Annotated in this window: 22 protein-coding genes and 2 tRNA genes; 14 read left to right on the plus strand and 10 right to left on the minus strand. The window is 69.6% G+C overall.

The window, feature by feature from the left end:
* Positions 1-112: 112 nt before the first annotated feature.
* Entirely contained in the window at positions 113-1087 is a 975-nt protein-coding gene (locus tag ACTWP9_RS30885) for a LysR family transcriptional regulator (RefSeq protein WP_443249623.1), read from the plus strand.
* An 82-nt stretch (positions 1088-1169) separates the two neighbouring features.
* On the opposite strand, the gene pepN is transcribed toward ACTWP9_RS30885, so the two are convergent.
* Complete coding sequence (gene pepN, locus ACTWP9_RS30890; RefSeq protein WP_443249624.1) at positions 1170-3809, minus strand: aminopeptidase N; 2640 nt, start codon at positions 3807-3809, stop codon at positions 1170-1172.
* Positions 3810-4000: 191 nt separating this feature from the next.
* On the opposite strand from pepN, the gene ACTWP9_RS30895 reads away from it, so the two are divergent.
* Positions 4001-4639, plus strand: a complete 639-nt coding sequence (locus tag ACTWP9_RS30895) for a mycothiol-dependent nitroreductase Rv2466c family protein (RefSeq protein ID WP_443249625.1) — start codon at positions 4001-4003, stop codon at positions 4637-4639.
* 127 nt (positions 4640-4766) lie between these two features.
* Here the strand turns inward: ACTWP9_RS30895 and ACTWP9_RS30900 are convergent, their stop codons facing one another.
* Both ACTWP9_RS30900 and ACTWP9_RS30905 read right to left on the minus strand, forming a co-directional pair.
* Positions 4767-5414, minus strand: a complete 648-nt coding sequence (locus ACTWP9_RS30900; protein ID WP_443249626.1) for a superoxide dismutase — start codon at positions 5412-5414, stop codon at positions 4767-4769.
* A gap of 214 nt (positions 5415-5628) precedes the next feature.
* The gene (locus ACTWP9_RS30905; protein WP_443249627.1) at positions 5629-7083 is read right to left on the minus strand and encodes an amino acid permease; all 1455 of its coding nucleotides are present in this window, start codon (positions 7081-7083) and stop codon (positions 5629-5631) included.
* A 360-nt stretch (positions 7084-7443) separates the two neighbouring features.
* Here ACTWP9_RS30905 and ACTWP9_RS30910 point away from each other — a divergent pair, with 360 nt between their 5' ends.
* Positions 7444-8049, plus strand: a complete 606-nt coding sequence (locus tag ACTWP9_RS30910) for a biotin transporter BioY (protein ID WP_443249628.1) — start codon at positions 7444-7446, stop codon at positions 8047-8049.
* 104 nt (positions 8050-8153) lie between these two features.
* On the opposite strand, the gene ACTWP9_RS30915 is transcribed toward ACTWP9_RS30910, so the two are convergent.
* Positions 8154-9668 carry an amino acid permease gene (locus tag ACTWP9_RS30915; RefSeq protein WP_443249629.1) on the minus strand — a complete coding sequence of 505 codons (1515 nt, stop codon included), beginning with the start codon at positions 9666-9668 and terminating at the stop codon, positions 8154-8156.
* A gap of 205 nt (positions 9669-9873) precedes the next feature.
* Between ACTWP9_RS30915 and ACTWP9_RS30920 the strand changes: the two genes are divergently transcribed.
* Together ACTWP9_RS30920 and ACTWP9_RS30925 are read left to right on the plus strand one after the other, a co-directional pair.
* Entirely contained in the window at positions 9874-10359 is a 486-nt protein-coding gene (locus ACTWP9_RS30920; protein ID WP_443249630.1) for a ribose-5-phosphate isomerase, read from the plus strand.
* 3 nt (positions 10360-10362) lie between these two features.
* On the plus strand, positions 10363-11196 hold the full coding sequence (locus tag ACTWP9_RS30925; protein ID WP_443249631.1) for an Fpg/Nei family DNA glycosylase: 834 nt from the start codon (positions 10363-10365) through the stop codon (positions 11194-11196).
* A gap of 16 nt (positions 11197-11212) precedes the next feature.
* Here ACTWP9_RS30925 and ACTWP9_RS30930 read toward each other — a convergent pair whose 3' ends face one another.
* Positions 11213-12466, minus strand: a complete 1254-nt coding sequence (locus ACTWP9_RS30930; RefSeq protein ID WP_443249632.1) for a GNAT family N-acetyltransferase — start codon at positions 12464-12466, stop codon at positions 11213-11215.
* Positions 12467-12613: 147 nt separating this feature from the next.
* Here ACTWP9_RS30930 and ACTWP9_RS30935 point away from each other — a divergent pair, with 147 nt between their 5' ends.
* Positions 12614-13777: a PP2C family protein-serine/threonine phosphatase gene (locus ACTWP9_RS30935; RefSeq protein ID WP_443249633.1), complete on the plus strand. Its 1164-nt coding sequence runs from the start codon at positions 12614-12616 to the stop codon at positions 13775-13777.
* 167 nt (positions 13778-13944) lie between these two features.
* Here ACTWP9_RS30935 and ACTWP9_RS30940 read toward each other — a convergent pair whose 3' ends face one another.
* Positions 13945-15141, minus strand: a complete 1197-nt coding sequence (locus tag ACTWP9_RS30940) for an acyltransferase family protein (protein ID WP_443249634.1) — start codon at positions 15139-15141, stop codon at positions 13945-13947.
* Between the two features lie 631 nt (positions 15142-15772).
* Between ACTWP9_RS30940 and ACTWP9_RS30945 the strand changes: the two genes are divergently transcribed.
* Positions 15773-15967, plus strand: a complete 195-nt coding sequence (locus ACTWP9_RS30945; RefSeq protein ID WP_443249635.1) for a hypothetical protein — start codon at positions 15773-15775, stop codon at positions 15965-15967.
* A gap of 168 nt (positions 15968-16135) precedes the next feature.
* Here the strand turns inward: ACTWP9_RS30945 and ACTWP9_RS30950 are convergent.
* A tRNA-Gly gene (locus ACTWP9_RS30950) sits at positions 16136-16206 on the minus strand.
* A gap of 57 nt (positions 16207-16263) precedes the next feature.
* Here ACTWP9_RS30950 and ACTWP9_RS30955 point away from each other — a divergent pair.
* From ACTWP9_RS30955 to clpX, 5 genes are all read left to right on the plus strand, one after another.
* Positions 16264-16340, plus strand: a tRNA-Pro gene (locus tag ACTWP9_RS30955).
* A 101-nt stretch (positions 16341-16441) separates the two neighbouring features.
* The gene (gene tig / locus ACTWP9_RS30960) at positions 16442-17857 is read left to right on the plus strand and encodes a trigger factor (RefSeq protein ID WP_443249636.1); all 1416 of its coding nucleotides are present in this window, start codon (positions 16442-16444) and stop codon (positions 17855-17857) included.
* A gap of 247 nt (positions 17858-18104) precedes the next feature.
* Positions 18105-18710: an ATP-dependent Clp protease proteolytic subunit gene (locus ACTWP9_RS30965; protein WP_209238803.1), complete on the plus strand. Its 606-nt coding sequence runs from the start codon at positions 18105-18107 to the stop codon at positions 18708-18710.
* A gap of 70 nt (positions 18711-18780) precedes the next feature.
* Positions 18781-19440: an ATP-dependent Clp protease proteolytic subunit gene (locus ACTWP9_RS30970; protein WP_443249637.1), complete on the plus strand. Its 660-nt coding sequence runs from the start codon at positions 18781-18783 to the stop codon at positions 19438-19440.
* Positions 19441-19610: 170 nt separating this feature from the next.
* Positions 19611-20894 carry an ATP-dependent Clp protease ATP-binding subunit ClpX gene (clpX, locus tag ACTWP9_RS30975; RefSeq protein WP_433106620.1) on the plus strand — a complete coding sequence of 428 codons (1284 nt, stop codon included), beginning with the start codon at positions 19611-19613 and terminating at the stop codon, positions 20892-20894.
* A 95-nt stretch (positions 20895-20989) separates the two neighbouring features.
* Here clpX and ACTWP9_RS30980 read toward each other — a convergent pair whose 3' ends face one another.
* Together ACTWP9_RS30980 and ACTWP9_RS30985 are read right to left on the minus strand one after the other, a co-directional pair.
* Positions 20990-21763: a hypothetical protein gene (locus ACTWP9_RS30980; protein ID WP_443249638.1), complete on the minus strand. Its 774-nt coding sequence runs from the start codon at positions 21761-21763 to the stop codon at positions 20990-20992.
* Positions 21764-21770: 7 nt separating this feature from the next.
* Complete coding sequence (locus ACTWP9_RS30985) at positions 21771-22379, minus strand: hypothetical protein (protein WP_443249639.1); 609 nt, start codon at positions 22377-22379, stop codon at positions 21771-21773.
* A gap of 12 nt (positions 22380-22391) precedes the next feature.
* On the opposite strand from ACTWP9_RS30985, the gene ACTWP9_RS30990 reads away from it, so the two are divergent.
* Positions 22392-22706 carry a hypothetical protein gene (locus ACTWP9_RS30990; protein ID WP_443249640.1) on the plus strand — a complete coding sequence of 105 codons (315 nt, stop codon included), beginning with the start codon at positions 22392-22394 and terminating at the stop codon, positions 22704-22706.
* Positions 22707-22914: 208 nt separating this feature from the next.
* Here ACTWP9_RS30990 and ACTWP9_RS30995 read toward each other — a convergent pair whose 3' ends face one another.
* On the minus strand, positions 22915-23931 hold the full coding sequence (locus tag ACTWP9_RS30995) for a hypothetical protein (protein ID WP_443249641.1): 1017 nt from the start codon (positions 23929-23931) through the stop codon (positions 22915-22917).
* 132 nt (positions 23932-24063) lie between these two features.
* Here ACTWP9_RS30995 and ACTWP9_RS31000 point away from each other — a divergent pair, with 132 nt between their 5' ends.
* On the plus strand, positions 24064-26697 hold the full coding sequence (locus ACTWP9_RS31000; RefSeq protein ID WP_443249642.1) for a valine--tRNA ligase: 2634 nt from the start codon (positions 24064-24066) through the stop codon (positions 26695-26697).
* The last annotated feature ends 206 nt before the right edge of the window (positions 26698-26903 follow it).

Raw genomic sequence — 26903 nt, forward strand, 5'->3', positions numbered from 1 at the left:
CCAACTGCCGATAGGACCGGTGAATCCCCCTGCGGCGTAGGGGCGTTCGCGGTACGGTCACCGGCCCGCCGCTCTCTGGTGTGGCGCGCGACCCCGCCGTTATGCTCCGCGTGTGGAGCTCGAAGTGAGGCACCTTCGTGCGCTGTGTGCGATCGCCGACACGGGCAGCGTGCACAAGGCGGCCCGCCAGCTCGGCATGACGCAACCCTCGCTGACGACGCAGCTCAGGCGGATCGAGCAGGCCGTCGGCGGCCAGCTGTTCAACCGCGAACGCACCGGCAGCAGGCCCACCCCGCTCGGCCGCACCGTCCTCAACCGGGCCCGGCCGATCGTCGCGCAGATGGCCGAACTGATCCGCGAGGCCAAGGACGCGGCGGGGCTCGGCCATACCGGACCCGGGGCGCGGCTCCGGCTCGGCAGCACCGGCAGCAGAGCCGTCCCCGGCTGGCTGCGCCGGCTGCACAACCGGCTGCCGGACACCGACATCACCTTCCAGACCGATGTCTCCGCGAACACGCTGCTGCGGATGGTCGCGGGCAACCAGCTCGACGCCGCCTTCGTGCACGAGGTGGAAGGCTCGCCGCTACGGGTGCCGGACGGTGTCGAACTGCGGGTGCTGGTGCGGCGCGAACCCCAGTTCGTCGCCGTGCCCGCCACCCATCCCGCGGCGCGGGCCGGGCGGGCCGTCGCCGTCGCGGAGCTGGCGGACGAGAAGTGGATGGTCGACCCGTCGGTCGACGGCGACTGGGACGGGCTGCGGCGGGTGTTCGCCGCCGCGCGGATCGATCCGCGGGTGGTGTACGGCGACTATCTGTCCGCGGGCGATCTGGTCGCCGCGGGGGAGGTCGTCACGCCGTGCCAGCCGACGTCGCAGCCACGGCCGGGCATGTCCATCGTCCCCCTGGCGGGTGATCCGCTCGGGGTGCGGCTGGTGGTCGGGTTCCGGCGGGGGTGGGGGCTGGGCGCCGAGTGCGATGCCGTCTTCGACGACTTGCGGGCCTCCTACGAGGAGGTGGCCCGGGGCAGCCCCGCCTACGCCCGCTGGCTGTCGGCCCAGCAGAACCCCGGGCTCCCTGTGGTGGCCTGAGCAGAACCCGGGGCTTCCCGTGGTGGCCTGAGCAAACCCCGGGCTTCCCGTGGTGGCCTGAGCGCGGGGCGCCCCTCGTCGGTCACACCCCGGCGTCCGCGCGTTGGGCGCGCAAGGCGCGGGCCAGGTCGTCGCGGGACTCCGCGACGAGGCGCCGGAGCGCGGGCGCGGCGTGCGGATGCCCGGCCAGCCAGGCGTCGGCGGCGTCCAACGTGGCCTGGTCACCCTGTGCGGCGGGGAACAGGCCCCGCACGATGGCCATGGCGATCTCGATCGACCGCGTGGCCCAGACGGACTCCAGCGCCTCGAAGTACCGGGCCGCGTACGGCGCGGTCAGCCCGGTCTGCCCGGGCTGGTCGAAGCCGGAGATCGTCGCCTCCACCAGGGCGTTGGACAGCGCGTCGGACTCCACCACCGAGGCCCACGCCTGTGCCTTCACGGCGGCGGAGGGCCGCGCGGCCAGGCACCGCACCTGGTGCCGCTTGCCGGAGGCGGTGTCGTCCCGCGCCAGCTCGGCGTGGAGATCGGACTCGTCGGCGAGGCCCTCGGCGGTGAGCGGCTCCAGGAAGGTCCAGCGCAGCTCCTGGTCGACCTCCAGGCCGTCGATCCGCGCTGTGCCGTCCAGCAGCCCTTGCAGCAGGCGCAGTTCCTGCTCGCCGGAGGCGACGGAGGCCAGGAAGCGGGCCCAGGCCAGCTGGTGCCCGCTGCCGGGCTCGGCGTGCCGCAGCTGGGTGACGGCGCCTTCCGCCAGCAGCCGCCCACCCTCGGCACGCCAGGCGCGCGCCGTGTAGCGGTCGAGGGCCAGCCTGGCCTGGCCGTGCAGCATCTGCAGGACGCCGATCTCGGTCTCCCGCCCGGCGAACCGGAGCACCAGACCGATGAAGTCCCGCGCGGGCATCAGCCCGTCGCGGGTGAGGTTCCACACCGCGGACCAGCACAGCGCGCGGGCCAGGGGATCGGTGAGCTCGCCGAGGTGTTCGCGCAGGGTCGCCAGGGAGACCTCGTCGAAGCGGACCTTGCAGTAGGTCAGATCGGCGTCGTTGACCAGCACCAGATCGGGACGTTCGGCACCGGCCAGCTCGGCGACCGGGGTGCGCGGGCCTGCGACGTCCACCTCCGAATGCGCGTACCGCTCCAGGGCGCCGCGGGCCGGATCGCGGCGGTAGAGGCCCACGGCGACCCGGTGAGGCCGCAGGGTGGGATGCGCTTCGGAGGCGGCTTCCTGGAGGACGGCGAGCTCGGTGACCCGGCCGCCCGCGTCGTAGGTGAGTTGCGGGGTGAGGGTGTTGACCCCGGCGGTCTGGAGCCACGCCTTGGACCACTCCGCCATATCGCGTCCGGAGGTCTCCTCCAGCGCCGACAGCAGGTCCTCCAGCCGGGTGTTGCCCCACTGGTGGCGCTTGAAGTAGCGCCGGGCGCCCTCCAGGAAGGCGTCCCTTCCGGCGTAGGCGACGAGCTGTTTGAGGACGGAGGCGCCCTTGGCGTAGGTGATGCCGTCGAAGTTGAGCTTGGCGTCCTCCAGGTCCCGGATGTCGGCGGTGATCGGGTGCGTGGAGGGCAGCTGGTCGGCGCGGTAGGCCCAGGACTTACGGCGGTTGGCGAAGGTGATCCAGCCGTCACGGAAGCGGGTGGACTCCACCAGCGCGAACGCGCCCATGAAGTCCGCGAAGGATTCCTTGAGCCACAGATCGTCCCACCACTCCATGGTGACCAGGTCGCCGAACCACATATGGGCCATCTCGTGCAGGATGACGTTGGCCCGGCCCTCGTACGAGGCGTCGGTGACCTTGCCGCGGAAGACGAACTCCTCGCGGAACGTCACACAGCCGGGGTTCTCCATGGCGCCGATGTTGTACTCCGGCACGAACGCCTGGTCGTACTTGCCGAACGGGTACGGGTAGTCGAAGTGGTCGTGGAAGAAGTCCAGACCCTGCTTGGTGACGGTGAAGATGTCGTCGGCGTCGAAGTAGCGCGCCAGCCCCTTGCGGCAGAGGGCACCCAGCGGGATCTCCAGCTCGCTGCCTCCCCCATTCTCGGCTTCGCTCGAACGGGAGGTACCCCCACCGAAAGTGCGGCGGTAGGTGTCGGCGACGTAGTGGTACGGGCCCGCGACGACGGCGGTGATGTACGTCGAGATCGGCTGGGTGCGGGCGAAGCGCCACAGCGCGGAGGCTCCGTCGTCGACCGGGCGCGGCTCGCCCTCCTGCACGCCGTTGCTCAGCACCGTCCAGCGCGCGGGCGCGGTGACGGTGAAGTCGAACGGGGCCTTCAGATCGGGCTGTTCGAAGTTGGCGAAGACGCGGCGCGCATCGGCCGGCTCGTACTGGGTGTAGAGGTAGACCTCGCCGTCCTCGGGGTCGAGGAAGTGGTGCAGGCCCTCACCGGTGCGGCTGAAGGCGCACTGCGCGTCGATCGTCACCTCGTTCGAGGACCGCAGCCCGGACAGGGTGATACGGGCGCCGTCGAAGATCTCCTCGACGTTCAGCGACTCGCCGTTGAGGGTGACGGAGTGCACGTGCGGCGCCACCAGGTCGACAAAGGTGGTGGCGCCCTCCTCGGCGCTCTCGAACGTGATCGTCGTCGTCGAGCGGAAGGTGCGCGGTCCGGTGGCGGGGGGCGGCTCGATCGCCGAGCGCAGGTCCAGCGCCACGTCGTACCCGCTCACGGTCAGCAGCGCTGCCCGCTGCCGGGCCTCCGTGCGGGTCAGGTTCTCTCCGGGCACGCCGCGCTCCCTCTCCTCATCGGCTGCGGCCCCAGGCCGGCAGGGCGGACCGCATGGTCGACAACCTGCTCAGGATCGCACGCGGCACTGGCACGGCATACCCGGGAATGCGAGCGACCGCCCGCGACGTTGTCGGCGTTCGAGATCACGTTTGAAGCCACCTGTCACCAACGCACTGCTGAGGAGAACGCATGCCGGAGAAGACGCCCGTCGATTTCTGGTTCGACCCGCTGTGTCCCTGGGCGTGGATGACGTCCCGCTGGATGCTGGAGGTCGAGAAGGTACGTCCGGTCGAGGTCAACTGGCACGTGATGAGCCTGGCCGTCCTCAATGAGAAGCGGCTGGACGAGATGCCCGAGGAGTACCGGGACAATATGCGGCCAGGCGGCAAGGCATGGGGCCCGGTGCGCGTCTGCATCGCCGCCGAGCAGGAGCACGGCACCGAGGTGCTGGGCCCGCTTTACACCGCGCTCGGTACCCGCGCCCACCCGGGAAGGCGGTCGCTGGGCCGGGACGTGATCCTGGAGGCGCTGGAGGAGGCCGGGCTGCCCGCCTCGCTGGCGGACGCCGCCGACTCGGACGCTTACGACGGCGCCTTGCGCATTTCGCACGAGGAGGGCATCGGGCTGGTGGGCCAGGAGGTCGGCACGCCCGTCATCGCCGTGCCGGGCGCGGACGGCCGCCGGATCGCCTTCTTCGGCCCGGTGGTCACCCCGGCTCCCAAGGGGGAGGCCGCGGCCAAGCTGTGGGACGGCACCCTGATGGTGGCCTCCATCCCCGGCTTCTTCGAGCTGAAGCGCACCCGCGACATCGGTCCGATCTTCGACTGAGCCGGCTCGCCCGGAGCGCGAGGGCCCCTGCGTGTGTCCCGTCCACGCAGGGGCCCTCGCCGTCTTCCGCCCCCGGAACGGTGAGAAGACGATCACGAGGGAGGAAGTCGGTGGCGGCGCCGTACGGCTACGGCGCCAGCAGCAGGTTGTTGGCGCGCTCCTTCGCGGAGGCGTAACGGGCCGCGACATCCTGCCAGTTGACGACGCGCCACATGGCCTCGACGAAGTCGACCTTCTGGTTGCGGTACTGAAGATAGAACGCGTGCTCCCAGGCGTCGAAGACCAGCATCGGCACCGATCCCTGGCCGACGTTGCCCTGGTGGTCGTAGATCTGCTCGACGATGAGCCGGCCACCGGCCGGCTCGTACGCCAGCACGCCCCAGCCCGACCCCTGGGTGGTGGCGGCCGCCTTGGACAGCTGGGCCTTGAACTTGGCGAAGCTGCCGAAGGACTCCGCGATGGCGTCCGCCAACTCGCCGGTGCCGTCCTTCTCCAGCGGTTCGCCGCCGCCGTCGCCGGTCATGTTCTGCCAGTAGATGGTGTGCAGGATGTGCCCGGACAGATGGAAGGCGAGGTTCTTCTCCAGCCCGTTGACCGCCCCCCACTGGTCCTTGTCCCGGGCTTCCGCCAGCTGCTCGAGGGTGTCGTTGGCCCCCTTCACATACCCGGCGTGGTGCTTGTCGTGGTGCAGCTCGATGATCTCGCCGCTGATGACCGGCTCCAGTGCGGAGTAGTCGTACGGCAGCTCCGGCAACGTATAGGTCGCTGTCGACATGCCCTCTCGCCCTTCGATCGCTATTGCATATTACTTGCAACAAGAAGCTAGCAGCAAGAGAGCGTGAAAAAGCGGAGCGCCCCCAGCACGCTGGGGGCGCTCCGCCCGTCGTGGCTCGACCCGAAGTCCTAGGTCCCGCCGGATCGCTGAGGCGCCGTCAGGTGGACGCGGCGCCCGGCATACGGCTCAGACCGTCTCAAGAGCTCGACCCTCGTCAGGCGTCCTCCGGGATCGGCGTACGCGGCTGCCTGCGCTGCCTCAGATATCCGACGGCGGCCAGCACCACCGTCAGACCCGCGGTGAAGCCCAGCTGGGTGCGGGTGTCGCCGTCACGCAGCATCAGCAGCAGCACGGCCGCGATGCCTGCCAGCGCGACGATGGTCAGTGCGGGGAAGAGCCACATCCGCACCACCAGTTTCTCGGGCGCCTCGCGCTCCAGCCGGTTGCGGGTGATGAGCTGCGAGACGGCGATGAAGCCCCACACCACCAGCGTGGCCGCGCCGACCATGTTCAGCAGCCACTGGAAGACCGTCTTCTCCCAGAAGATGTTGAACAGCACCGCGACGAAGCCGAAGAGGGACGAGGCGATCACCGCGTAGCGCGGCACTCCCTGGGCGCTCACCCGGTTCAGGAACGCCGGACCCTCGCCGCGCTCCACCAGGGAGTAGGACATCCGCGAGGCACCGTAGATGTTGGCGTTCATCGCGGACAGCAGCGCGATCAGCACCACCACATTCATGATCTGCGCGGCGGCCGGAATGCCGACGTAGTCCAGCACGGCGGCGTACGGGCCGGAGAGCACCGACTTGTCGTGCCACGGGATCAGCGTGACGATCACCAGCATCGAGCCGACGTAGAAGAGCGCGATCCGCCACACCGCCGTACGTACCGCCTTGGCGACGCCGGAGACCGGCTTCTCCGACTCGGCCGCCGCGATCGTCACCGTCTCCAGGCCGCCGAACGCGAACACCGAGGCGAGCAGCCCGACCATGAGTCCGTCGGCGCCGTTGGGGAAGAAGCCGCCGTCGCCCGTCAGATGGGCGGCCCCCGGCGAGTCGGTGCCCGGCAGCAGCCCGGCTATCGCGAGCACGCCCAGCACCAGGAAGGCGGTGATGGCCAGCACCTTGATCGCGGCGAACCAGAACTCGTACTCGCCGAAGTTGCGCACCTGCGCCAGGTTGGTGGCGCAGAAGGCCAGCATGAACAGCGCGACCCACATCCACTGTTCGGTGTCGGGCAGCCAGCCCGTCATGATCTTCGCCGCGGCTGTTGCCTCCGTGGCGATGGCCACACACAGCAGCGTCCAGTAGATCCAGCCCGCGGTGAAACCCGCCCAAGGTCCTAGGGCCCGCTCGGCGTGGACGGAGAAGGAGCCGGAGGCCGGGCGGGCCGCCGACATCTCCCCCAGCATCCGCATCACCAGCATCACCAGCGCGCCGGAGGCCGCGTACGCGAGGACGATGGAGGGACCGGCGGCGGCGATGCCCGCGCCGGAACCGACGAAGAGCCCCGCGCCGATGACGCCGCCGAGGGCGATCATGGACAGGTGGCGCTGCTTGAGGCCGTGCGCGAGGGAGCGGCGGGAGGGGTCGGTCCCGTCCGGCGGTCCGGTGGGCCGGGTGGGCTCGCCGGGGGAGTGTGGCGCGTCGGAGGACTCGGTGCGCGTCATCAGTGGCCGTTCCTGGAGTGTGTGTGGTGGTGAACGGGGAACAGAGCGGTTCGTGTGCCCCCGCAGCCTTGGGGGAGACTGCTGGCACAGTCTTCGTGAGGCTGCCCCGGCACAGCAATAATCGTGCAGTGGTTTCCGCATTGCGGACAGTGGCTTTTCGGCGGTCGACCGCGGCAGCGCGCGGTGAGCCGAGGTGAAACCGGGTGCGCAGGACCCGCGTACGCCCGCACTGTCACCAAGCTCACGCCCCGCTCACGCTCGGCGCACGAGTGGTTTCGGCTAGCGTCGTCGGGCACGAGGCCGTCGTCTTGCGCGGCCGTGCCTGCTTCCACCAGCTCGCACACTTCACGGAGATGCCAGATGAGTGCCCTCACTTCCGCAGTCACACCGCGTCCGGGAGCCGTGCTCGCGGATCTGCTGCCCGCCTCCAGCACTGCTCGCGCCCGGGTCCGTGATGTCGCACTTGTTGTCGGCGGCGCCGCGCTGACCGGGATAGCCGCCCAGCTGTCGGTGCCGCTCCCGGGTTCCCCGGTGCCGGTCACCGGCCAGACCTTCGCCGCGCTGCTGGTCGGCGCCGGGCTGGGCGCCGGACGCGGCTTCCTCGCCCTGGCGCTGTACGCGGTGGCGGGCATGGCCGGGGTGCCGTGGTTCGCCGACGCGTCCGCCGGGGTCGGGATGCCCTCGCTCGGCTATGTGTTCGGCATGCTGCTGGCCGCCGCCGCCGTGGGTGCGCTGGCCCGCCGCGGTGGTGACCGCGGCGTGCTGCGTACGGCCGGGACGATGGCCGTCGGCATGGCGGTGACCTACGCGATCGGCGTCCCCTACCTCGCGGTCTCCACCGGAATGTCGGTCGGCGAGGCGGTCGCCGCCGGGCTGGTGCCATTCCTGGTCGGTGACGCCGTCAAGGCCGCGCTGGCGATGGGCGCGCTGCCCGCCGCCTGGAAGCTGGCGGGCCGCAAGGGCTGACCCCTCCGCCTGCAATCGGCACCCCCGCCTGCAGGGGCTGACATCCGCTCGTTGTGCGGGCCCGGCGTCGTACGGCGCCGGGCCCGCACACATGGTGGGGAGGGTCAACTGCGCGAGGATTCCGGAGTGCCCGCAGCGTCCAGCGGGTCGGCCTCGGCAGCAGGCTTCGGCACGGACGGCGCGCCCGGCTGCCCGCCCGCCCCCTGCTGGACCCGGTCCTTGACCAGCGAGGCCACCAGCACCACGGCGGCGACGGCCAGCGAGAGGATCATCTGGATGCGCCCGTCGGGGTCCGTGAACATATAGCCGATCACGAAGACGATCAGGGCGATGGTCGCCCAGGTCAGATACGGATACAGCCACATCCGCACCGTCAGCAGCTCCGGAGTCTCCCGCTCGATCCGGCGCCGCATCCGCAGCTGCGAGGCGCAGATGACCAGCCAGACGAACAGCGCGACGGCGCCGGAGGAGTTCAGCAGGAACTCGAAGACGGTGTCCTTGGCGATGTAGTTGAAGAACACCGCGACGAAGCCGAAAGCCACCGAAGCCAGGATCGCGATGGTGGGCACGCCCCGCGCGTTGGTGCGGCCGAAGGAGGCCGGCGCGTCCTTGCGCTCACCCAGCGAGTAGGCCATCCGCGAGGCGGTGTAGAGCCCGGAGTTCAGACAGGACAGCACGGCGGTCAGTACGACGATGTCCATCACGGTGCCCGCGTACGGGATGTCCAGCGCGTTCAGCACCGCCACATACGGGCCGTCGGTGGCGATCGCCTTGGAGTCCCACGGCAGCAGCGAGACGATCACGAAGATCGAGCCGAGGTAGAACAGGCCGATCCGCCAGATCACGCTGTTGACGGCCTTGCGCACGGCGGTGACCGGGTTCGGCGACTCGGCGGCGGCCAGCGTGACGATCTCGCTGCCCATGAACGAGAAGACGACCAGCAGCATGCCGGAGAGGATCGCTCCCGGCCCGTTGGGCAGGAACCCGCCCTGATCGGTCAGGTTCTCCATGCCCGCGAAGTGGTCGGCGGGCGGCAGGCCCACGAAGGCGATCAGCCCGACGACGATGAACGCGACGATCGCGACGACCTTGATCCCCGCGAACCAGAACTCGAACTCGCCGTAGGACCCGACCGAGATCAGGTTGGTGCCGGTCAGCACCAGCATCACCAGCAGCGCCCACCCCCACTGCGGTACGGAGGGCACCCAGCCTTCCAGGATCTCCGCGGCCGCCGTCGCCTCCACGGCGAGCACGACGGACCAGAAGAACCAGTACAGCCAGCCGATCGTGAACCCGGCCCAGCGGCCCAGCGCACGGTCGGCGTAGGTGGAGAACGACCCGGAGGCCGGATCGGCGGCGGCCATCTCGCCGAGCATCCGCATCACCAGGACGACGAGCAGCCCGGCCAGCGCGTAGGACAGCAGAATGCCGGGGCCGGCGTCCGCGATGCCCGCTTTCGAACCGACGAACAGCCCGGCGCCGATGACGCCGCCGATAGCGATCATGGACAGATGGCGGTTCTTGAGGCCCGCCTGGAGGCCGTCGCCGCCGTTCTGGTGCGACGGCGGCTTCTGCGGCGGCTCCCCCGACGTTGGACGCGGGGTGTGCTGAGAACTCATGGGGCAGCCGGCTCCTATGCGTCGTTCATGGATTGAGCGATCACATGTAACGGCCCGTACCGCCCCCTACGGAAGAGGTGAATCCCGATTGTTGCCTACGGAACATCGAGGAAACGGCGCGTACGGCTGAGAAACACATCTTGCTACGCCTCGTAACCGCGCCCTGCGCGGTCCCCTGGCCGACGGGGATGGCACACTCTGCGTCATGCGCGTGTACCTCGGCTCCGACCATGCCGGTTTCGAACTGAAGAACCACCTCGTCGAGTGGCTCAAGGCAGCGGGCCACGAGCCCGTCGACTGCGGGCCCCTCATCTACGACGCCGAAGACGACTACCCGCCCTTCTGCCTCCGCGCCGCGGAGCGCACCGTCGCGGACAGCGGCTCCCTCGGCATCGTCATCGGCGGCTCCGGCAACGGCGAGCAGATGGCCGCCAACAAGGTTCCCGGCGCCCGCTGCGCCCTCGCGTGGAGCACCGAGACCGCGGCCCTGGCCCGCGAGCACAACGACGCCAACCTGGTCAGTGTGGGCGCGCGGATGCACTCCACCGAGGAGGCCGTCTCCTTCGTGGAGACGTTCCTGAACACCCCCTTCTCCGAGGGCGAGCGCCATCAGCGGCGTATCGGAATGCTCGCCGACTACCAGCGCACCGGTGAGCTGCCGCCCGTCCCCGCCCACCACCCGCAGTCCTGAGCCGTGCCCGAGGGCCACACCATCCACCGGCTCGCGCGCGATGTCGCGGACCGGTTCGCGGGGCACCGGCTGGACGCCTCCAGCCCGCAGGGCAAGTTCGCGGACGGCGCCGCGCTGCTGGACGGCGCTGCGCTGACCGCCACCGAGGCGCACGGCAAGCACCTGTTCCTGGGCTTCGGCCCGCTCGGCTGGGTGCACATACACCTGGGCCTGTACGGCACCCTCCGCTTCGGTGAGGGCCCGCCGCCCGCGCCCGTGGGACAGATCCGGCTGCGCCTCGCCACCCGTCCCGGCGTACATCCCGAGGGTCCGCTGCACTACGCCGAGCTGCGCGGGCCCACCCGGTGCGAGCTGCTGACCGCGCCGGAGAAGCAGGCGATCAGCGACCGGCTCGGCCCCGACCCGCTGCGCGCCGCCTCGGACCCCGAGGCCGGCTGGGCGCGGATCTCCCGCAGCCGCACCAGCATCGCCGCGCTGCTGATGGACCAGAAGATCGTCGCCGGGGTCGGCAACGTCTACCGCGCCGAGGTGCTCTTCCGGCACGGCATCGACCCGTACCGCGCCGGACGCGATCTCACCCGCGCCGAATGGGAAGCCATCTGGTCGGATCTGGTCACGCTGATGACCGACGGGGTGCGTAAGAACCGCATCGACACCGTGCGCGACGAGCACACCCCCGAGGCCATGGGACGCCCGCCGCGCGTGGACGACCACGGCGGTGAGGTCTACGTCTACCGCCGGGCCGCCCAGCCGTGTCTGGTGTGCGGCAGCCCCGTCGCCACCGCCGAACTCGCGGCCCGCAATCTGTTCTGGTGCCCCACCTGCCAGCGCCGCTGAGAGGGGCGCGGCCGGGTCAGAACCCGTGCGGCAGCCACGGCTGTACCTCGCTCGCGAAGGCCGCCGCCGTCGCCCGCAGCGCCCCCGAACCGGGCCGCTCCTCACGCACCAGCCCAGCGCCGGCCAGCGCCGTCAGCGAGGCACCGCCCAGGTAGGCGCGCCCCAACTCCCGTACGGGCAGCGACAGATCGGCCGCGTCCCGGGTCGGCTCGCACACCGCCCCCTTCTCGTCGCCCGACAGCCGCCATCGCCCGGTGTTCCACGGACAGAAGGCGTCCTCGACCTCCAGCACCACATCCAACGGGGCTGCATAGCAGCGGGCCGCCAGCGCGGCGCCGACGTCCACCGGACGCAGATACAGCGAGTCGCCGACAGCCGTCCCGCACCGGCGCGGATCGCTCACCAGGTGCAGCCACGGATCGTCCAGCGGCCGGTTCTCGGCGACGATCGACGTCGTCAGGTCGATGCCCCACAAAAACCGCCAGAGCGCGGCATATCCGGCCGGATCGAGCGCCTCCAGCTCCCGCAGCCGTACCTCGCCGTCCGGCGCGTCCGTCTCGGTCCACTGCATCTTCACCGCGTAGCGGGCGTACGCCACCGGCTCCCCGTCGCGCAGCGCCACCACACAGCGCAGGGGCGAGGCACCCTCCCGGCTGCGCTCCGGGTCGAGCAGCGGCATCCGCTCCCATCCGGGGCGCCGCTGGAGCATCCCCGGACGCCTGGGCACCGCACGAGCGTAGGCGGCCTCGCACTCCGCCAGCAGTGATGCGGCGTCGTCCGACTGGCGCAGCCGCAGCCCGTCCGCCTCGGCCGCCAGGCCGGCGGGCAGCTCCAGCGCGACCCTGCTGGTGTCGATCTGGGCCGAGAGGGCCTGCGTCGCCAGTCCGTACCCGAAGCGCCCGTAGATCGCCGCTTCTGACGCCGTGAGCGCCGCCAGCGGTTCCTCGCCTGCGGCCCGCAGCTCTTCCAGCTGCCGCCGCATCATCGAGCGGAGCAGACCCCGCCTGCGGTGCGTGGGCGCCACACTCACCATCGTCACCCCGGCCGTCGGCACGACGGCGCCGCCGGGCACCGTCATCCGGAAGGACAGCAGGCCCGCCGTGGCCACCGGCCGGTCCTCGTCCCAGATCCCGATCGACCGCTCGACCTCGGTCAGCGCCCGGTACAGCTCCCGCTCTTCCGACGACTCCCCGGAGGCGAAGGCGCTCAGCAACACGTCGTACCAGGCGTCCCACTCCGACGGCTGAAGAACCCGCGGTTCACTTGTCATACAGCCATCACTAGCAGGCTGTTCGAACGCGGGCGAACGATTTCATCCGCGGGCGCGCCGCCCCCTGTGTGCGCGGAGCGCCTGCACGCCCCCTGACCGGTGCCGGGAATCGACGGGCCGCCGAAGGGGTGGCTAGGCTCCCTGAACATGGCGGAACGCCGTGCGGGACTCATCGCAGCGACGGCCCGGTCGCACCAGGCGTACAAGGCATGGCACCGGGTCCGTACAAACCTGCGCAAGTCCGCCGTCGACTACTTCAGAGGCGGCGCCTCCGACCGGGTGGCACTGGCCGGCCTCCTGCTCACCGTCCCCGCACTGGCCTGGGCCACCATCCTCAACCCGCTGTGGTTCGCCCCCGAGGCACTCGTGCTGCCGCTGATCGCGGGGGGCCTGCTGCTGCGGCCCGCCAGCCTGCTGGCGCTGTACGCCGCCGCCGCGATCGCCCTCATGGTGGAGTCGCTGCTGCTGAGACCGTGGCAGCTGGCGAACGGCGCGGGAAGCGTCACACCGGGCACCATCCTGGTCGTCGCGGCGGCCGGGCTCTCCGGGCTGCTCATCGCGCAGTTCCGCAGCCGTGTCGGCGTGCCCTGGCGGCGCGGCGGCACCATGCTCTTCGACCTGCGTGAACGCATCAGGGTGCAGAGCAAGTTGCCCAAGCTGCCCGCGGGATGGCATCACGAGATGGCGCTGCGCCCGGCGGGCGGGCAGTCCTTCTCCGGGGACTTCGTCGTCGCGGCGCGCACCGGCCCTGGCCGCCGCACCCTGGAAGTGGTCCTCACCGACGTCTCCGGCAAGGGCATGGACGCCGCCTCCCGGGCGCTGCTGCTCTCCGGCGCCTTCGGAGGGCTGCTCGGCTCGCTGCCCCCGCACGCCTTCCTGCCGGCCGCCAACGGCTATCTGCTGCGCCAGTCCTGGGAGGAGGGCTTCGCCACCTCCGTGCACCTGGTCCTCGATCTGGACAGCGGCGACTACGAGTTGCTGTCCGCGGGGCATGTCCCGGCGATGCAGCTCAACGCCGGGTCGGGGAAATGGGAGGAGAAGGCCGCCGAGGGCCCGCTGCTGGGGGTGTACGACGGTGCCGAGTTCGACCCCGTCAAGGGGACGCTGCGGCGCGGTGATGTGCTGATGCTCTTCACCGACGGGCTGGTGGAGACCGCCGACCGCGATCTGACCGAGGGGATGGACCGGCTCACCGGGGAGGCGGACCGCTATGTCGCCTCCAGTTTCCACGGCGCGGCCTGGCACCTGATCGAGTCGGTGGCGCGGGACGTCAACGACGACCGGGCCCTGCTGCTGATCTGCCGCGACTGACAGCGGCGGCAAACCGGGTGGTTCCGGATCACCCGCTGTCCGTACGTTCGAAAGTGCCGCGGAACGGTGGCGGCGAGGGCAGCACAGGAGCAACGAGGAGTCCCCCAACGAGGCGGCCCCCTCCCGCAGTTGCGGAAGGGGGCCGGAAGAAGCCCTCGGGGACGGGACTACTTCTTGCGGTGGGCGCCGGGCCTGCCGGACTCCCTCCGGCGGGCCATCGCCCCGGGGTCCCGTTTGAAGAACCAGTCCATCTTCGGCTCGATGATGAACTTGAACATCCGGGTCACCCACGGAGTGCACAGCACCGTCATCATCGCCGCCGCCAGCAGCGTGATGGCGACCCGGCTCAGCGGATGGTCGACCCAGTCCATCTCGTACCAGTCGAACTGCCGCGAGCTCTGGATGAAGAAGATGTGCAGCAGATAGGCGTACAGCGTGCCTGCGCCCAGCGGCGTGAACCACATCAGCCGCCGCGGTACCCAGGAGAGGAAGCAGGCCGTCATCACCAGGCCGCAGCCGAACAGTGCGAGGTACATCACCGCGCCCGCCCAGGAGGGGACGTGCATGTCGGCAGCGGCCTGGTCGTGCAGGAACCATGTCTTGGACATCCGGGGCACGGCCCAGTAGGCGAAGACCGTCGTGCACAGCGTCACCGGCACCGCGAGGTAGCGCGCCTGCTTCCGCTTGACCAGCTGGAAGTGGTGGGGGCGCAGCTGGAGGCCGAGCACGAAGAACGGCAGGAACTGCGCCACCCGCATCAGGTTCAGGTCGCTGCTGATGGTCGGCGTCACACTCGCGGCGGCGCCGATGGCCAGCGCGACGGGCATCGGCCAGCGCAGGCTCTTCCACAGCGGTGTCGTCAGCCGCCAGAGGAACAGCGCGCACAGGAACCACAGCGCGAACCCGGGCTCCTGGAAGTGGAACTCACGGTCCGGGTCGTCGTTGGCCCAGCGCATGAAGTACGTATAGGCGAACTGGATCGCCAGGTAGGGCACGACGACCCCGGTGACCAGCCGCTGCACCTGCTTCGGCTTGCCCTCGAAGCTCCTGGACAGATAGCCGGAGATGATGATGAACGCCGGCATGTGGAACGTGTAGAGGACGAAGTAGAGCGCCTCGGCCGTACGGCTGTCGTGGCGCAGCGGGTCCCACGTGTGGCCGATCCCGACGAGCACGATCGTCAGGTACTTCGCGTTGTCGAAGAACGGGTCCCGCTGATTGGCTGCTGGCTTCTTCTGCGCCTTCGCGGGCTGCGACTTCGCAGGTTGCTCCGCGGACACCGGTGGCGTCTGGGAGGGGGACTCCTGGCGGACGGGGGGGAGCGGCGCCCGCTCATAACCAGCGTGCAACATCTGCCGCACCATAGCGGTTGAACATGTGAGCCGTAAATTCTCGCCTCGTTCCCCCTTCCCGCCCCCGCGAGCGCTATTCCTGCTGCTTACGGAACGCAGCTGACGGGGCGTGACGCGAATGTTCGGTCTGATGGCCGATGTCCCACCTAAACGTGGCGTATGAGGCCCCTGAGGCGCCTGGTACCGGCCCATCGCCGCTGCCCTGCACCGGCTGTGAGCGACGACACAATTCCTGGCTGAGCCCGGTGATTTCGGGGTGTGCGGGCGATTTCCGGACGCACGAGCCGGGTCGGCACCGGGTGCCGGACTTTATGCACCAGGTGCACACTCTGTGCGGCAAACCACGCAGCGCATTCGTCACATCGTCAAGCCGGTGTGCATTGTTCAAGCCGAATTGATGGCTCGATTTTCCAGTGCGGCCCAAAGACTTGTCAGGTACGCCGACTACACCCGAAGTATCCCGGAGTGTCCGAGTACGGCGATCAGTATTTACCCGATGATGGCGCCCTCGGCACCTCACCCGGCTCCACCGGCACCGGAGTTGGTGGCACGATGGGGGCGCGCTGTGTGCGCGGGGGTGCGGCCACGGTGGCAGCCCCCCAAGGCCGGGTGAGGCGTTCCGACCATGAGGGTGTGAGCAGTTGTGGCCATCTCGCTGTCCGTAGTCCTGCTGTTGGCGGTCATCCTCGTCGTGATGATCCGGAGCAAGTCCATAAAGCCCGGCCCCGCCGTCGTCGCCGTACTCTTCGGCTTCTTCCTCGCCTCCACCGGCATGGCCCCGTCCATCAACCGGTTCCTGAACTCGCTCGCCGACACGATCAACCAGATCAGCTTCTAGCGGCCGGCTCACTGCCGACGGATCACTCCAAGGGCCACCGCACCACCCCCAGGGCCCCCGATGCGCTCTCTCCCGGGTCCCCGCCGCGGCGCCCGGCGCTCAGTGTGACCGCCCGCTGACGGAACGACGAAGGCCCGGCCCCTCTCGGGGCCGGGCCTTCGTACTGCGAGCGGGCGACGGGAATCGAACCCGCGTAGCTGGTTTGGAAGACCAGGGCTCTACCATTGAGCTACGCCCGCGTGAACCGGATCGGCACGACCCGCATCCTACGACATGTACTCTACGTGTCGCACCGACGGGGTGTGGCGCAGCTTGGTAGCGCGTCCGCTTTGGGAGCGGAAGGTCGTCGGTTCGAATCCGGCCACCCCGACCACGTACTATGAAAGACGCGCGTGCCTGTGTCGTGTCTGCATGCATACGGGGCGCAGCCAAGAATCAGCAGAACCCCCAATGCCAGCCCCAAGGAGACCGACCGTGAAGAGCGCCGTGGAGACTCTGAACCCCACCAGGGTTCGGCTCACTGTCGAGGTGCCCTTCGAGGAGCTCAAGGACAGCCTCGACGCGGCGTACAAGAAGATCAACCAGCAGGTCACCGTGCCCGGGTTCCGCAAGGGCAGGATCCCTGCGCGCCTGATCGACCAGCGCTTCGGCCGCGGTGCCGTCCTGGAGGAGGCCGTCAACGACGCGCTTCCGAAGCTCTACCAGTCCGCCGTCGAGGAGGGCGAGCTCAATGTGCTCGGCCAGCCCGAGGTGGACATCACCGAGCTGAAGGACAACGAGCTGCTGGCCTTCACCGCCGAGGTGGACGTCCGCCCCGAGATCGAGATCCCGGACTACTCCGGTATCGAGGTCGAGGTCGATGCCGCCGAGGTCTCCGACGAGGATATCGACGCGGCCGTCGAGCAGCTGCGCGAGCGCTTCGCCTCCACCTCGGTCGTCGAGCGTGCGGCCACCGAGGGTGACGTCGTCAAGGTCGACCTCGAGGCCCGGATCGACGGCGAGGTCCTGGAGGACGGCGTAGCCAAGGGCGTCGACTACACCATCGGCTCCGGCGAGCTGCTCGACGGTATCGACGAGGCCGTCACCGGGCTGGAGGCGGGCGGCACCGCCACCTTCACCTCCGAGCTGAAGGGCGGCTCCGGCGCCGGCCGGGAGGCCGAGGTCTCCGTCACCGTCGAGACCGTCTCCTCCCGCGAACTGCCCGAGCTGGACGACGAGTTCGCCCAGCTGGCCAGCGAGTTCGACACGCTGGAGGAGCTGCGTGCGGACAGCCGCAAGCGGCTGGCCGACCAGAAGAAGCACGAGCAGGCCACCCAGGCCCAGGAGAAGGTGCTCGACGCCCTCCTGGAGCTCGCAGAGGTCCCCGTGCCCGAGAAGCTGCTCGCGGACGAGATCGAGAGCCGTAAGCACAACCTGATCAACCACCAGCTCGCGCAGCTCGGCCTGGACCTCGGCTCGTACCTGAAGATGCAGGAAAAGAGCGAGGAAGAGTTCGACGCCGAGCTCAAGGAGCAGGCGGAGAAGGGCATCCGTACCCAGTTCGTCCTCGACGAGCTGGTCAACAAGGAGAAGCTCAACGTCAGCCAGGAAGAGCTGACCGAGCACCTTATGCGCCGCGCGCAGTCCTCCGGTATGAGCCCCGACCAGTTCGCGCAGGCCGTCGTCGAGGGCGGCCAGGTGCCGATGCTCGTCGGTGAGGTCGCCCGCGGCAAGGCCCTGGCCACCGTGGTCGAGGCCGTCACCGTCAAGGACTCCAACGGCGAGGTCGTCGACCTGAGCGACGAGGACGAGGACGAGGCTGCCGAGACCGAGACCGAGACCGAGGCCGCCGCCGAGACCGCCGAGGCCGCTGCCGAGGACACCGGTACGGCGGACAAGGCCGAGAGCTGATCCGGCCCGCCTGACCCGCGAGCGGGGGGCGCCGGGGCGCGCGAGTGCACGCCCGGGCGCCCCCCGTTCGGCTGTTGGCCGCGACGTCAGTGGCCGTCCGGGGAACCTGCGCTCACAGCGAAATGCGCTCGGCCCGGGATGGCGGCCGACGACCGGCGCGTTAGGGTCCCCAGTAGACGAAGACCCCAGTGACGGCCAGCTTCGCGTGGCCGTCCGGACACGAGCAGGTGGACACGTGACGCTTCCGATGCCTTCCGCCGCCGGCGAGCCCAACTTCGGTGGTGGCCTCGGCGACCAGGTCTACAACCGGCTGCTCGACGAGCGCATCATTTTCCTCGGCCAGCCGGTGGACGACGATATCGCCAACAAGATCACCGCCCAGCTTCTGCTCCTTGCCGCCGACCCGGACAAGGACATCTTCCTGTACATCAACAGCCCGGGTGGTTCGGTCCAGGCGGGCATGGCGATCTACGACACCATGCAGTACATCAAGAACGATGTCGTCACCATCGCCATGGGCCTGGCCGCCTCCATGGGGCAGTTCCTGCTGACCGCGGGAACGCCCGGCAAGCGGTTCGCGCTGCCGAACGCCGACATCCTCATCCACCAGCCCTCCGCGGGGCTGGCGGGCTCGGCCACCGACATCAAGATCCACGCCGAGCAGCTGCTGCGCACCAAGAAGAGGCTGGCGGAGCTGTCGGCCGCGCACAGCGGTCAGACCGTCGAGCAGTGGACCCGCGACGCGGACCGCGACCGCTGGTTCACCGCCGAGGAGGCGCGCGAGTACGGCCTCATCGACGAGGTCTACGGCAATGCCGCGCAGCTCCCCGGCGGTGGCGGCACGGGCGCGTGAGCCCCGCCACAGCGCCGTACGGCACACGCCCCTACCGCAGCCACCAGCTCATCTCCAGGAGAACCTCCCGATGACCTCACTTCAGACGGGCCCCCGGGCCGAGTTCACCGGCGTCGCGCCCGAGTCCCGCTACGTCGTCCCGCGCTTCGTCGAGCGCACCTCGCAGGGCGTGCGGGAGTACGACCCGTACGCGAAGCTCTTCGAAGAGCGTGTGATCTTCCTCGGCGTGCAGATCGACGACGCCTCGGCCAACGACGTCATGGCGCAGCTGCTGTGCCTGGAGTCGATGGACCCGGACCGCGACATCTCGGTCTACATCAACTCGCCGGGCGGCTCCTTCACGGCGCTTACCGCGATTTACGACACCATGCAGTTCGTCAAGCCCGACATCCAGACGGTCTGCATGGGCCAGGCGGCGTCCGCCGCGGCCGTGCTGCTCGCCGCCGGTACGCCCGGCAAGCGGATGGCGCTGCCCAACGCGCGCATCCTGATCCACCAGCCCTACAGCGAGACGGGGCGCGGTCAGGTCTCCGACCTGGAGATCGCGGCCAACGAGATCCAGCGGATGCGCGAGCAGCTGGAGGAGATGCTGCACAAGCACTCCACCAAGGAGCGCGAGATCATCTCGCATGACATCGAGCGCGACAAGATCCTCACCGCTGAGGAGTCGCTGGAGTACGGCCTGATCGACCAGATCGTCTCCACCCGGAAGTCCTCCGTCGGACTCTGACGGGTCGGCGTTCACGACCCGCACCCCCTTGGCGCGACCAGGACACGTACTACACGTGTCGGTCGGTCGTTCCAAGGGGGGCCCATTCCGGCGGCCCGGCAAGGTACCGTCGGAGAGCACGTACCTCGGTCCGTATCCCTGACGGATCCCAGGCGAAGGGGAAGCTCCTCGTGGCACGCATCGGTGATGGCGGCGATCTGCTCAAGTGCTCGTTCTGCGGCAAGAGCCAGAAGCAGGTGAAGAAGCTCATCGCGGGTCCAGGTGTGTACATCTGCGACGAGTGCATCGATCTCTGCAACGAGATCATTGAGGAGGAGCTCGCCGAGTCCTCCGAGGTCCGGTGGGACGAGCTGCCCAAGCCGCGGGAGATCTACGAGTTCCTCGAGGGCTATGTGGTCGGCCAGGAAGCCGCCAAGAAGGCCCTCTCGGTGGCCGTCTACAACCACTACAAGCGGGTGCAGGCGGGCGAGAACGGCCAGGGCCGGGACGACGGCATCGAGCTGTCCAAGTCCAACATCCTGCTGTTGGGCCCCACCGGCTCCGGCAAGACCCTGCTGGCGCAGACCCTCGCCCGGATGCTGAACGTCCCCTTCGCCATCGCGGACGCCACGGCGCTCACCGAGGCGGGCTATGTCGGCGAGGACGTCGAGAACATCCTGCTGAAGCTCATCCAGGCGGCCGACTACGACGTCAAGAAGGCCGAGACCGGGATCATCTACATCGACGAGATCGACAAGGTGGCCCGTAAGAGCGAGAACCCCTCGATCACCCGGGACGTTTCCGGCGAGGGGGTGCAGCAGGCGCTGCTGAAGATCCTGGAGGGCACCACGGCCTCGGTGCCGCCGCAGGGCGGGCGCAAGCACCCGCACCAGGAGTTCATCCAGATCGACACGACGAACGTGCTGTTCATCGTGGGCGGTGCCTTCGCCGGGCTGGAGAAGATCATCGAGTCCCGGGCCGGCGCCAAGGGCATCGGCTTCGGTGCCGACATCCGCTCCAAGCGGGAGATCGAGGCGAGCAACCAGTTCGAGGAGGTGATGCCGGAGGACCTGGTGAAGTTCGGGATGATCCCCGAGTTCATCGGCCGGCTCCCGGTCATCACCTCGGTGCACAACCTCGACCGTGAGGCGCTGCTGCAGATCCTCATGGAGCCCAGGAACGCGCTCGTCAAGCAGTACCAGCGGCTCTTCGAACTCGACGGTGTGGAGCTGGACTTCGACCGTCCGGCCCTGGAGGCCATCGCCGACCAGGCCATCCTGCGCGGCACCGGAGCCCGCGGACTGCGCGCCATCATGGAGGAGGTCCTCCAGTCGGTGATGTACGAGGTGCCGTCCCGCAAGGACGTCGAGCGCGTCGTGATCACCGAGGAGGTCGTGCACTCCAACGTGAACCCGACCCTGGTGCCGCGCGCCCGCGGCAACGGCGAGCAGCAGCGCCACGAGAAGAGCGCCTGACCGGCCCGGCCGGTCCCGCCGCCCGGCAACGGCGAAGGCCCGCCCCCCTCCGTGAGGAAGGGGCGGGCCTTCGCCGTTCCGCGACTGCTGTGGTCCTACTTCGGCACCGTCACCTTGTCCTTGACGCGCACCGTGACGCCTGCGAACTCTTCCAGATCGATGTCCTCGGCCGTCGTGTTGGTGACGTCGACCTCCAGCACGGTGGCCGCCGTGGAGTTGTCCGCCCAGGCACAGGCGGGCGCGTACACCGCGGTGCTGCCCCGGGTGATCCGCGTCAGCTGGCAGGAGACCTTCACATCGCCCGAGCCGGGGGTGAACTCCCGGCGCTCCCCGACGACCTCGCCGCTCTGGCTCTGCCGCATGCCGTCCAGCATGTCGTCGCGCATCTTGGACGAGGAGACGTCGATGTCGCCGTACGCGCCCGAGATCGCCAGGCCGCCCGCCGTCGGATCGCCCGACGAGCTGACGGAGTACGTGGCGACCTTGGCAGTGCCGTCGTTGGGCAACTGGTCCTGCAACTGCCGCTCCTGCGCCTTCACCTGGGCGTTGCCGTCCATGCGGTGGTACTTGCCGTCCTCCAGCGTGGCCGGGAACGCGATCTTCTCGGTGCCCTGCGGCTGGCCGGCCCGTACCAGCGCGGCCAGGGCGAACACCACCACCCCGACCGCCGCCAGGCTGCCCAGCACGATGGCCGTGATGGCGCCTCCGCCCAGTCCGCGGCGGCGCGGCGGGGGAGCGGGCGGCCAGGCGCCGTAGGGGCCGGGAGCGCCGTAACCGGGGCCCGGCGGCGGCCCGTAGGGGCCCCCACCGGGGCCCGGTGGCTGCTGCCCGTACCCGCCCGCCCCGTAGGGCCCGGGAGGTTGGCTCATTGTCGGCTCACTTCTCGCTGCGGGCGTCCTCGAAGACCTTGGCGGTCGTCTCGGCGGCGTCGTCGAGGGAGCCGTTGCCCTGGATGGCGACCTGCCCCAGCGTGCTGGAGTCGGCCCATACGCAGTAGGTGATCTTCATCGACCCCGTGGGCGCGGAGAACGCCTGGCACTTCATCGTTTCGCCGTCGAAGCCGGACGGACTCATCTCCTTGGCCCCGCCGTCCGACTTGGCCATGGAGGCAAGGGACTTGGTCGTCTTGTCGAAGGCGTAGTCGAGCGCCTTGTCCGGATCGTCGACCTCACCGTAGGCGCCGCCGAAGTTGAGCTTGTCCGCGGCACCGGCGGAGTAGTTGGCAGAGACCCCCTTCTCGGCGGTCATGCCCGGAATCTTGTCCTCGCTCTTGCCCGTCAGACCCTTCTTGCCGTCAAAGGTCCGATCCGAGCCGGGCTCGATCTTGTACTCGCCCGCCACCGTGTCCGGGGTGGTGAGCTTGTACGAGGTCCCGCCGATGACACCGAACATGAACAGGCCGCCGATGATGGCGCCGACCACGACCAGGGCGCCGACGACGATGCCGATCGTCTTGCCCTTGCCCCCGCCCCCCTGCGGCGGCATCGGCATCCCCGGGTGCGGCGGACCCGGCATCCCGGGCTGACCGGGCTGGGGTGGCTGAGGAGGCTGGCCCGGCTGTCCGTACGGGGCCCCGCCCTGCGGCTGGCCCTGCTGCGGGTAGCCGTAACCGGGCTGCTGCGGCTGGCCCTGCTGCGGGTACCCGTAGCCCGGCTGCTGCGGCTGGCCCTGAGCGCCACCGTAAGGACCGGGCTGACCCGGCTGCTGCGGCTGCTGTCCGTACGGCTGCTGGCCGTACGGTCCTGGCTGATTCTGGCTCATGGTGGCGCTTTCCCCTCCGTGAATGTGCTTCAACGCGCTCGGTCATCTTGACGGATGCACGACGAGAGCGCCGCACTGGGCGCCGAATCGGAGCCGGGTGGGAACCTAATCGTGAAGAATTCCCGGCAAGTTGTCCGGTTATGTTCCGCAACTTTGCAGGCGCTCAGAACGGCCGACGGCGCCCGGCGGAGCTCCGCCGGGCGCCGTCGACCGTCGCCTGTGCTGCGTCGTCACCCCGCGCACTGCGGGGCGGACGGCGTCACTTGATCGGGACGCGGACGTCCTTCCGGACCTTGGCGGTCGTTTCGCCCGCCTCGGAGACCGGGGTGGACTTGCCACTGAGCACATCGGCCGAGGATGCCGTCACCACGAAGCCGACGGTGCTGTGGTCGCCCCACATGCAGAACGGCATGGTGAAGCCCTTGATGCCCGAGGAGTCACCGGGAGGCGCGCTGTACTTGACCTTCTGGCACTTCATGACCGCGTCGTCACCGAGCCCGCTCGGCTTGACCTCCTGCGGCTCGCCGTCCAGTTCCGCCTTGCCGCCGCCCGAGGTGTTCGGGTCCTCCTTGGCCTCCTTGGCCACCATCAGCAGCGCCGCGTTGACGACCGCCTCCGGGTCCTCGATCTCGCCGTAGACGCCGCCGAAGTTGAGCTGCTTGGTGCTCACTCCGGTGCCGCTCTTGTAGCCGGCGTTGACGTTCTTCGGATCCTTGACGCCGAACTGCTCGAACTTCTGCTTGTCGGACTCGCTGAACCCCCCGGAAGAGCGGTTCTCCGAGCCGGGCGTCTTGTCGAACTCGCCGGCGACCGTGGCGGGCGTGATGAGCTTGTACCTCTTGCCGTCGTCGGCAACCGAGGAGCCACCGCCCTTGCCGCCTCCGCCTCCGCCGCCACCCTTGTCGTCGTCCCCTCCGGTGAAGAGGACGACGCCGCCTATGACGGCGGCCACGACGACCAGGGCGCCGACCACGATGCCGATGGTCTTGCCCTTGCCGCCGCCCTGCGGAGGCATCGGCGGCCCAGGCTGGCCGTAGGGGCCGGGCGGCTGGCCCGGCGCGCCCTGCTGCGGGTAGCCGTAGCCCTGCTGCGGCGGTCCCGGGGGCTGCTGCGGGGCGCCCTGCTGCGGGTAGCCGTAACCGGGCTGGCCGGGGGCGCCACCGTACGGGCTGGGGCCACCCTGCTGCGGCGGCTGCCCGTACGGGCCCGGCTGCTGGCCGTACGGCCCGGGCTGCCCTGGCTGTTGGCCGTAAGGGCCGGGCTGGTTGTTACTCATGAGCGGCGCTTCCCCTCCGTGAACAAGTAGTCGAATGCGCTCCGCTCATAGTGACGGATAGTTCTGACAAGCGCTGCACCGGTCCTCAAACCGATTCGAGACCGGGACATTGGCGCCCGTACACTGGCCGTCGTGACCGACAACACTCAGCAGAGCCCGGAAGCAAACGGGCCGAACAGCGCCATTCCCGCAGATCTGCCGACTCAGTACGCGCCGGCCGAGGTGGAGGGGAAGCTGTACGAGCGCTGGGTGGAACGGGGCTACTTCGAGGCGGACGCCAAGAGCGGCAAGCAGCCGTACACGATCGTCATCCCGCCCCCGAACGTCACAGGATCTCTCCATCTCGGGCACGCTTTCCAGCACACCCTCATGGACGCGCTCACCCGCCGCAAGCGGATGCAGGGCTACGAGGCGCTGTGGCTGCCCGGCATGGACCATGCGGGCATCGCCACACAGAACAAGGTCGAGCAGCAGCTCGGCGAGGAGGGCAAGTCCCGGCAGGACCTCGGCCGGGAGGCGTTCGTCGAGCGCGTGTGGCGGTGGAAGGAGGAGTACGGCGGCAAGATCCTCGGCCAGATGCGGCGCCTCGGCGACGGCGTCGACTGGACCCGCGAGCGCTTCACCATGGACGAGGGCCTCTCGCGCGCCGTCCAGACCGTCTTCAAGAAGATGTACGACGACGGACTGATCTACCGCGCCGAGCGGATCATCAACTGGTGTCCGCGCTGTCTGACCGCCATCTCCGACATCGAGGTGGAGTACCAGGAGGACGACGGCGAGCTGGTCCAGCTCAAGTACGGCGAGGGTGAGGACACCGTCATCGTCGCCACCACCCGTGCCGAGACGATGCTGGGCGACACCGCCATCGCCGTCCACCCGGACGACGAGCGGTACCAGCACCTGATCGGCAAGCTGATCAAGCTGCCGCTGACCGACCGCTCCATCCCCGTTGTCGCCGACAGCCATGTCGACCCCGAGTTCGGCACCGGACAGGTCAAGGTCACCCCGGCGCACGACCCGAACGACTTCGAGATCGGCCGCCGGCACGGGCTGCCCATGCTCACGGTGATGGACGAGCGCGGTGTCATCACCGCGCACGGCCCCTACCAGGGCCTGGACCGCTTCGAGGCGCGCTCGGCCATCGTGGCCGCGCTGCGCGAGCAGGGCCGCGTCCTGCAGGAGAAGCGCCCCTACCTGCACAGCGTCGGGCACTGCTCCCGCTGCAAGACGACCATCGAGCCGCGGCTGTCCATGCAGTGGTGGGTCAAGGTCGCCCCGCTCGCACAGGCCGCGGGCGCCGCGGTGCGCGACGGCCGCGTCAGGATCAACCCCGCCGACATGTCGTCCCGGTACTTCGACTGGGTCGACAACATGCACGACTGGACGATCTCCCGCCAGCTGTGGTGGGGCCACCGCATCCCCGTCTGGTACGGGCCCGGCGGTGAGGTCGTCTGCGTCGGCCCCGACGAGGAGCCGCCCACCGGCGAGGGCTGGCACCAGGACCCGGACGTCCTGGACACCTGGTTCTCCTCCGGACTGTGGCCGTTCTCCACGCTCGGCTGGCCGGACCGGACGCCCGACCTGGAGAAGTTCTACGGCACCGACGTCCTGGTCACCGGCTACGACATCATCTTCTTCTGGGTCGCGAGGATGATGATGTTCGGCATGTACGTGATGGAGGAGCCGCCCTTCCACACCATCGCGCTGACCGGCCTCGTCCGCGACGAGCACGGCAAGAAGATGTCCAAGTCCTTCGGCAACGTCGTCGACCCGCTGGACTGGATGGACGCGTACGGCTCCGACGCGCTCCGCTTCACCCTCGCCTCCGGCGCCAACCCCGGCACCGACGTGCCGATCGGCGAGGACTGGGTCAAGGCGTCCCGCAACTTCGCCAACAAGCTGTGGAACGCCACCCGCTTCGCGCTGATGAACGGTGCCACCGTCGAGGGCCCGCTGCCGGACGCGAGCGAGATGGCGGCCACCGACCGGTGGATCCTCTCCCGGCTGAACGAGGTGCTGGCCGAGGTCGACGGCTACTACGACGACTACCAGTTCGCCAAGCTCTCCGACGCGCTGCGGCACTTCGCCTGGGACGAGGTCTTCGACTGGTACGTCGAGCTGTCCAAGACCACCTTCGCCACGGGGGGCAAGCCCGCCGAGGTCTCCCGCCGCGTGCTGGGCGAGGTCCTGGACGTGACGCTGCGGCTGCTCCACCCGGTCGTCCCGTTCGTCACCGAGACGCTGTGGACGACGCTGACGGGGGGCGAATCCCTCGTCGTCGCCGACTGGCCCAAGGACTCCGGCTTCCGTGACGCCGAAGCGGAGCGGGAGATCGCCACCGTCCAGCAGGCGGTGACCGAGGTGCGCCGCTTCCGCGCCGACCAGGGCCTCCAGCCGGGCCAGAAGGTCCCGGCCTCGCTGGATCTGGAGGGCACCGTGCTGGTGGCCCACGAGGCCGCCATCCGCCAGCTGCTGCGGCTCCAGCGCGCGGGGGAGGACTTCCAGGTCACGGCCTCGCTGCCGGTCGCCGGCGCGACGGTCAGCCTCGACCTGTCCGGCGCGATCGATGTCGAAGCCGAACGCAAGCGGCTTGCCAAGGACTTGGCCGCCGCGGAGAAGGAATTGGCACAGACCGGGGCGAAGCTCTCCAACGAAGCGTTCTTGGCGAAGGCGCCCGACCATGTGGTGGAGAAGATCCGGGGCCGCCAGGCTGCTGCGGAGGCCGACATCGCACGGCTGCAGCAGCAGCTGGAGCGGCTTCCCTGACCCACGCCTCGCCGCTGCGCTCTTTCCGCGAGAAGCGGCCCCGATGTGACCGGCGGTGCCGGACCGGCCCGAGCGGGTTCGGCACCTCCCCCAAGCTCTGCGAGCAGGGGGCACCCCCAGCACGTCGTATGTGGTGGGTCGCCGTTGCGGCGGGAAAACCATGCGGAGCTCTCCCAATGCTGTGGAAAACCATGCGGAGCTCTTCC

The sequence above is a fragment of the Streptomyces sp. 3N207 genome (assembly GCF_052246355.1).
Taxonomy (GTDB): domain Bacteria; phylum Actinomycetota; class Actinomycetes; order Streptomycetales; family Streptomycetaceae; genus Streptomyces.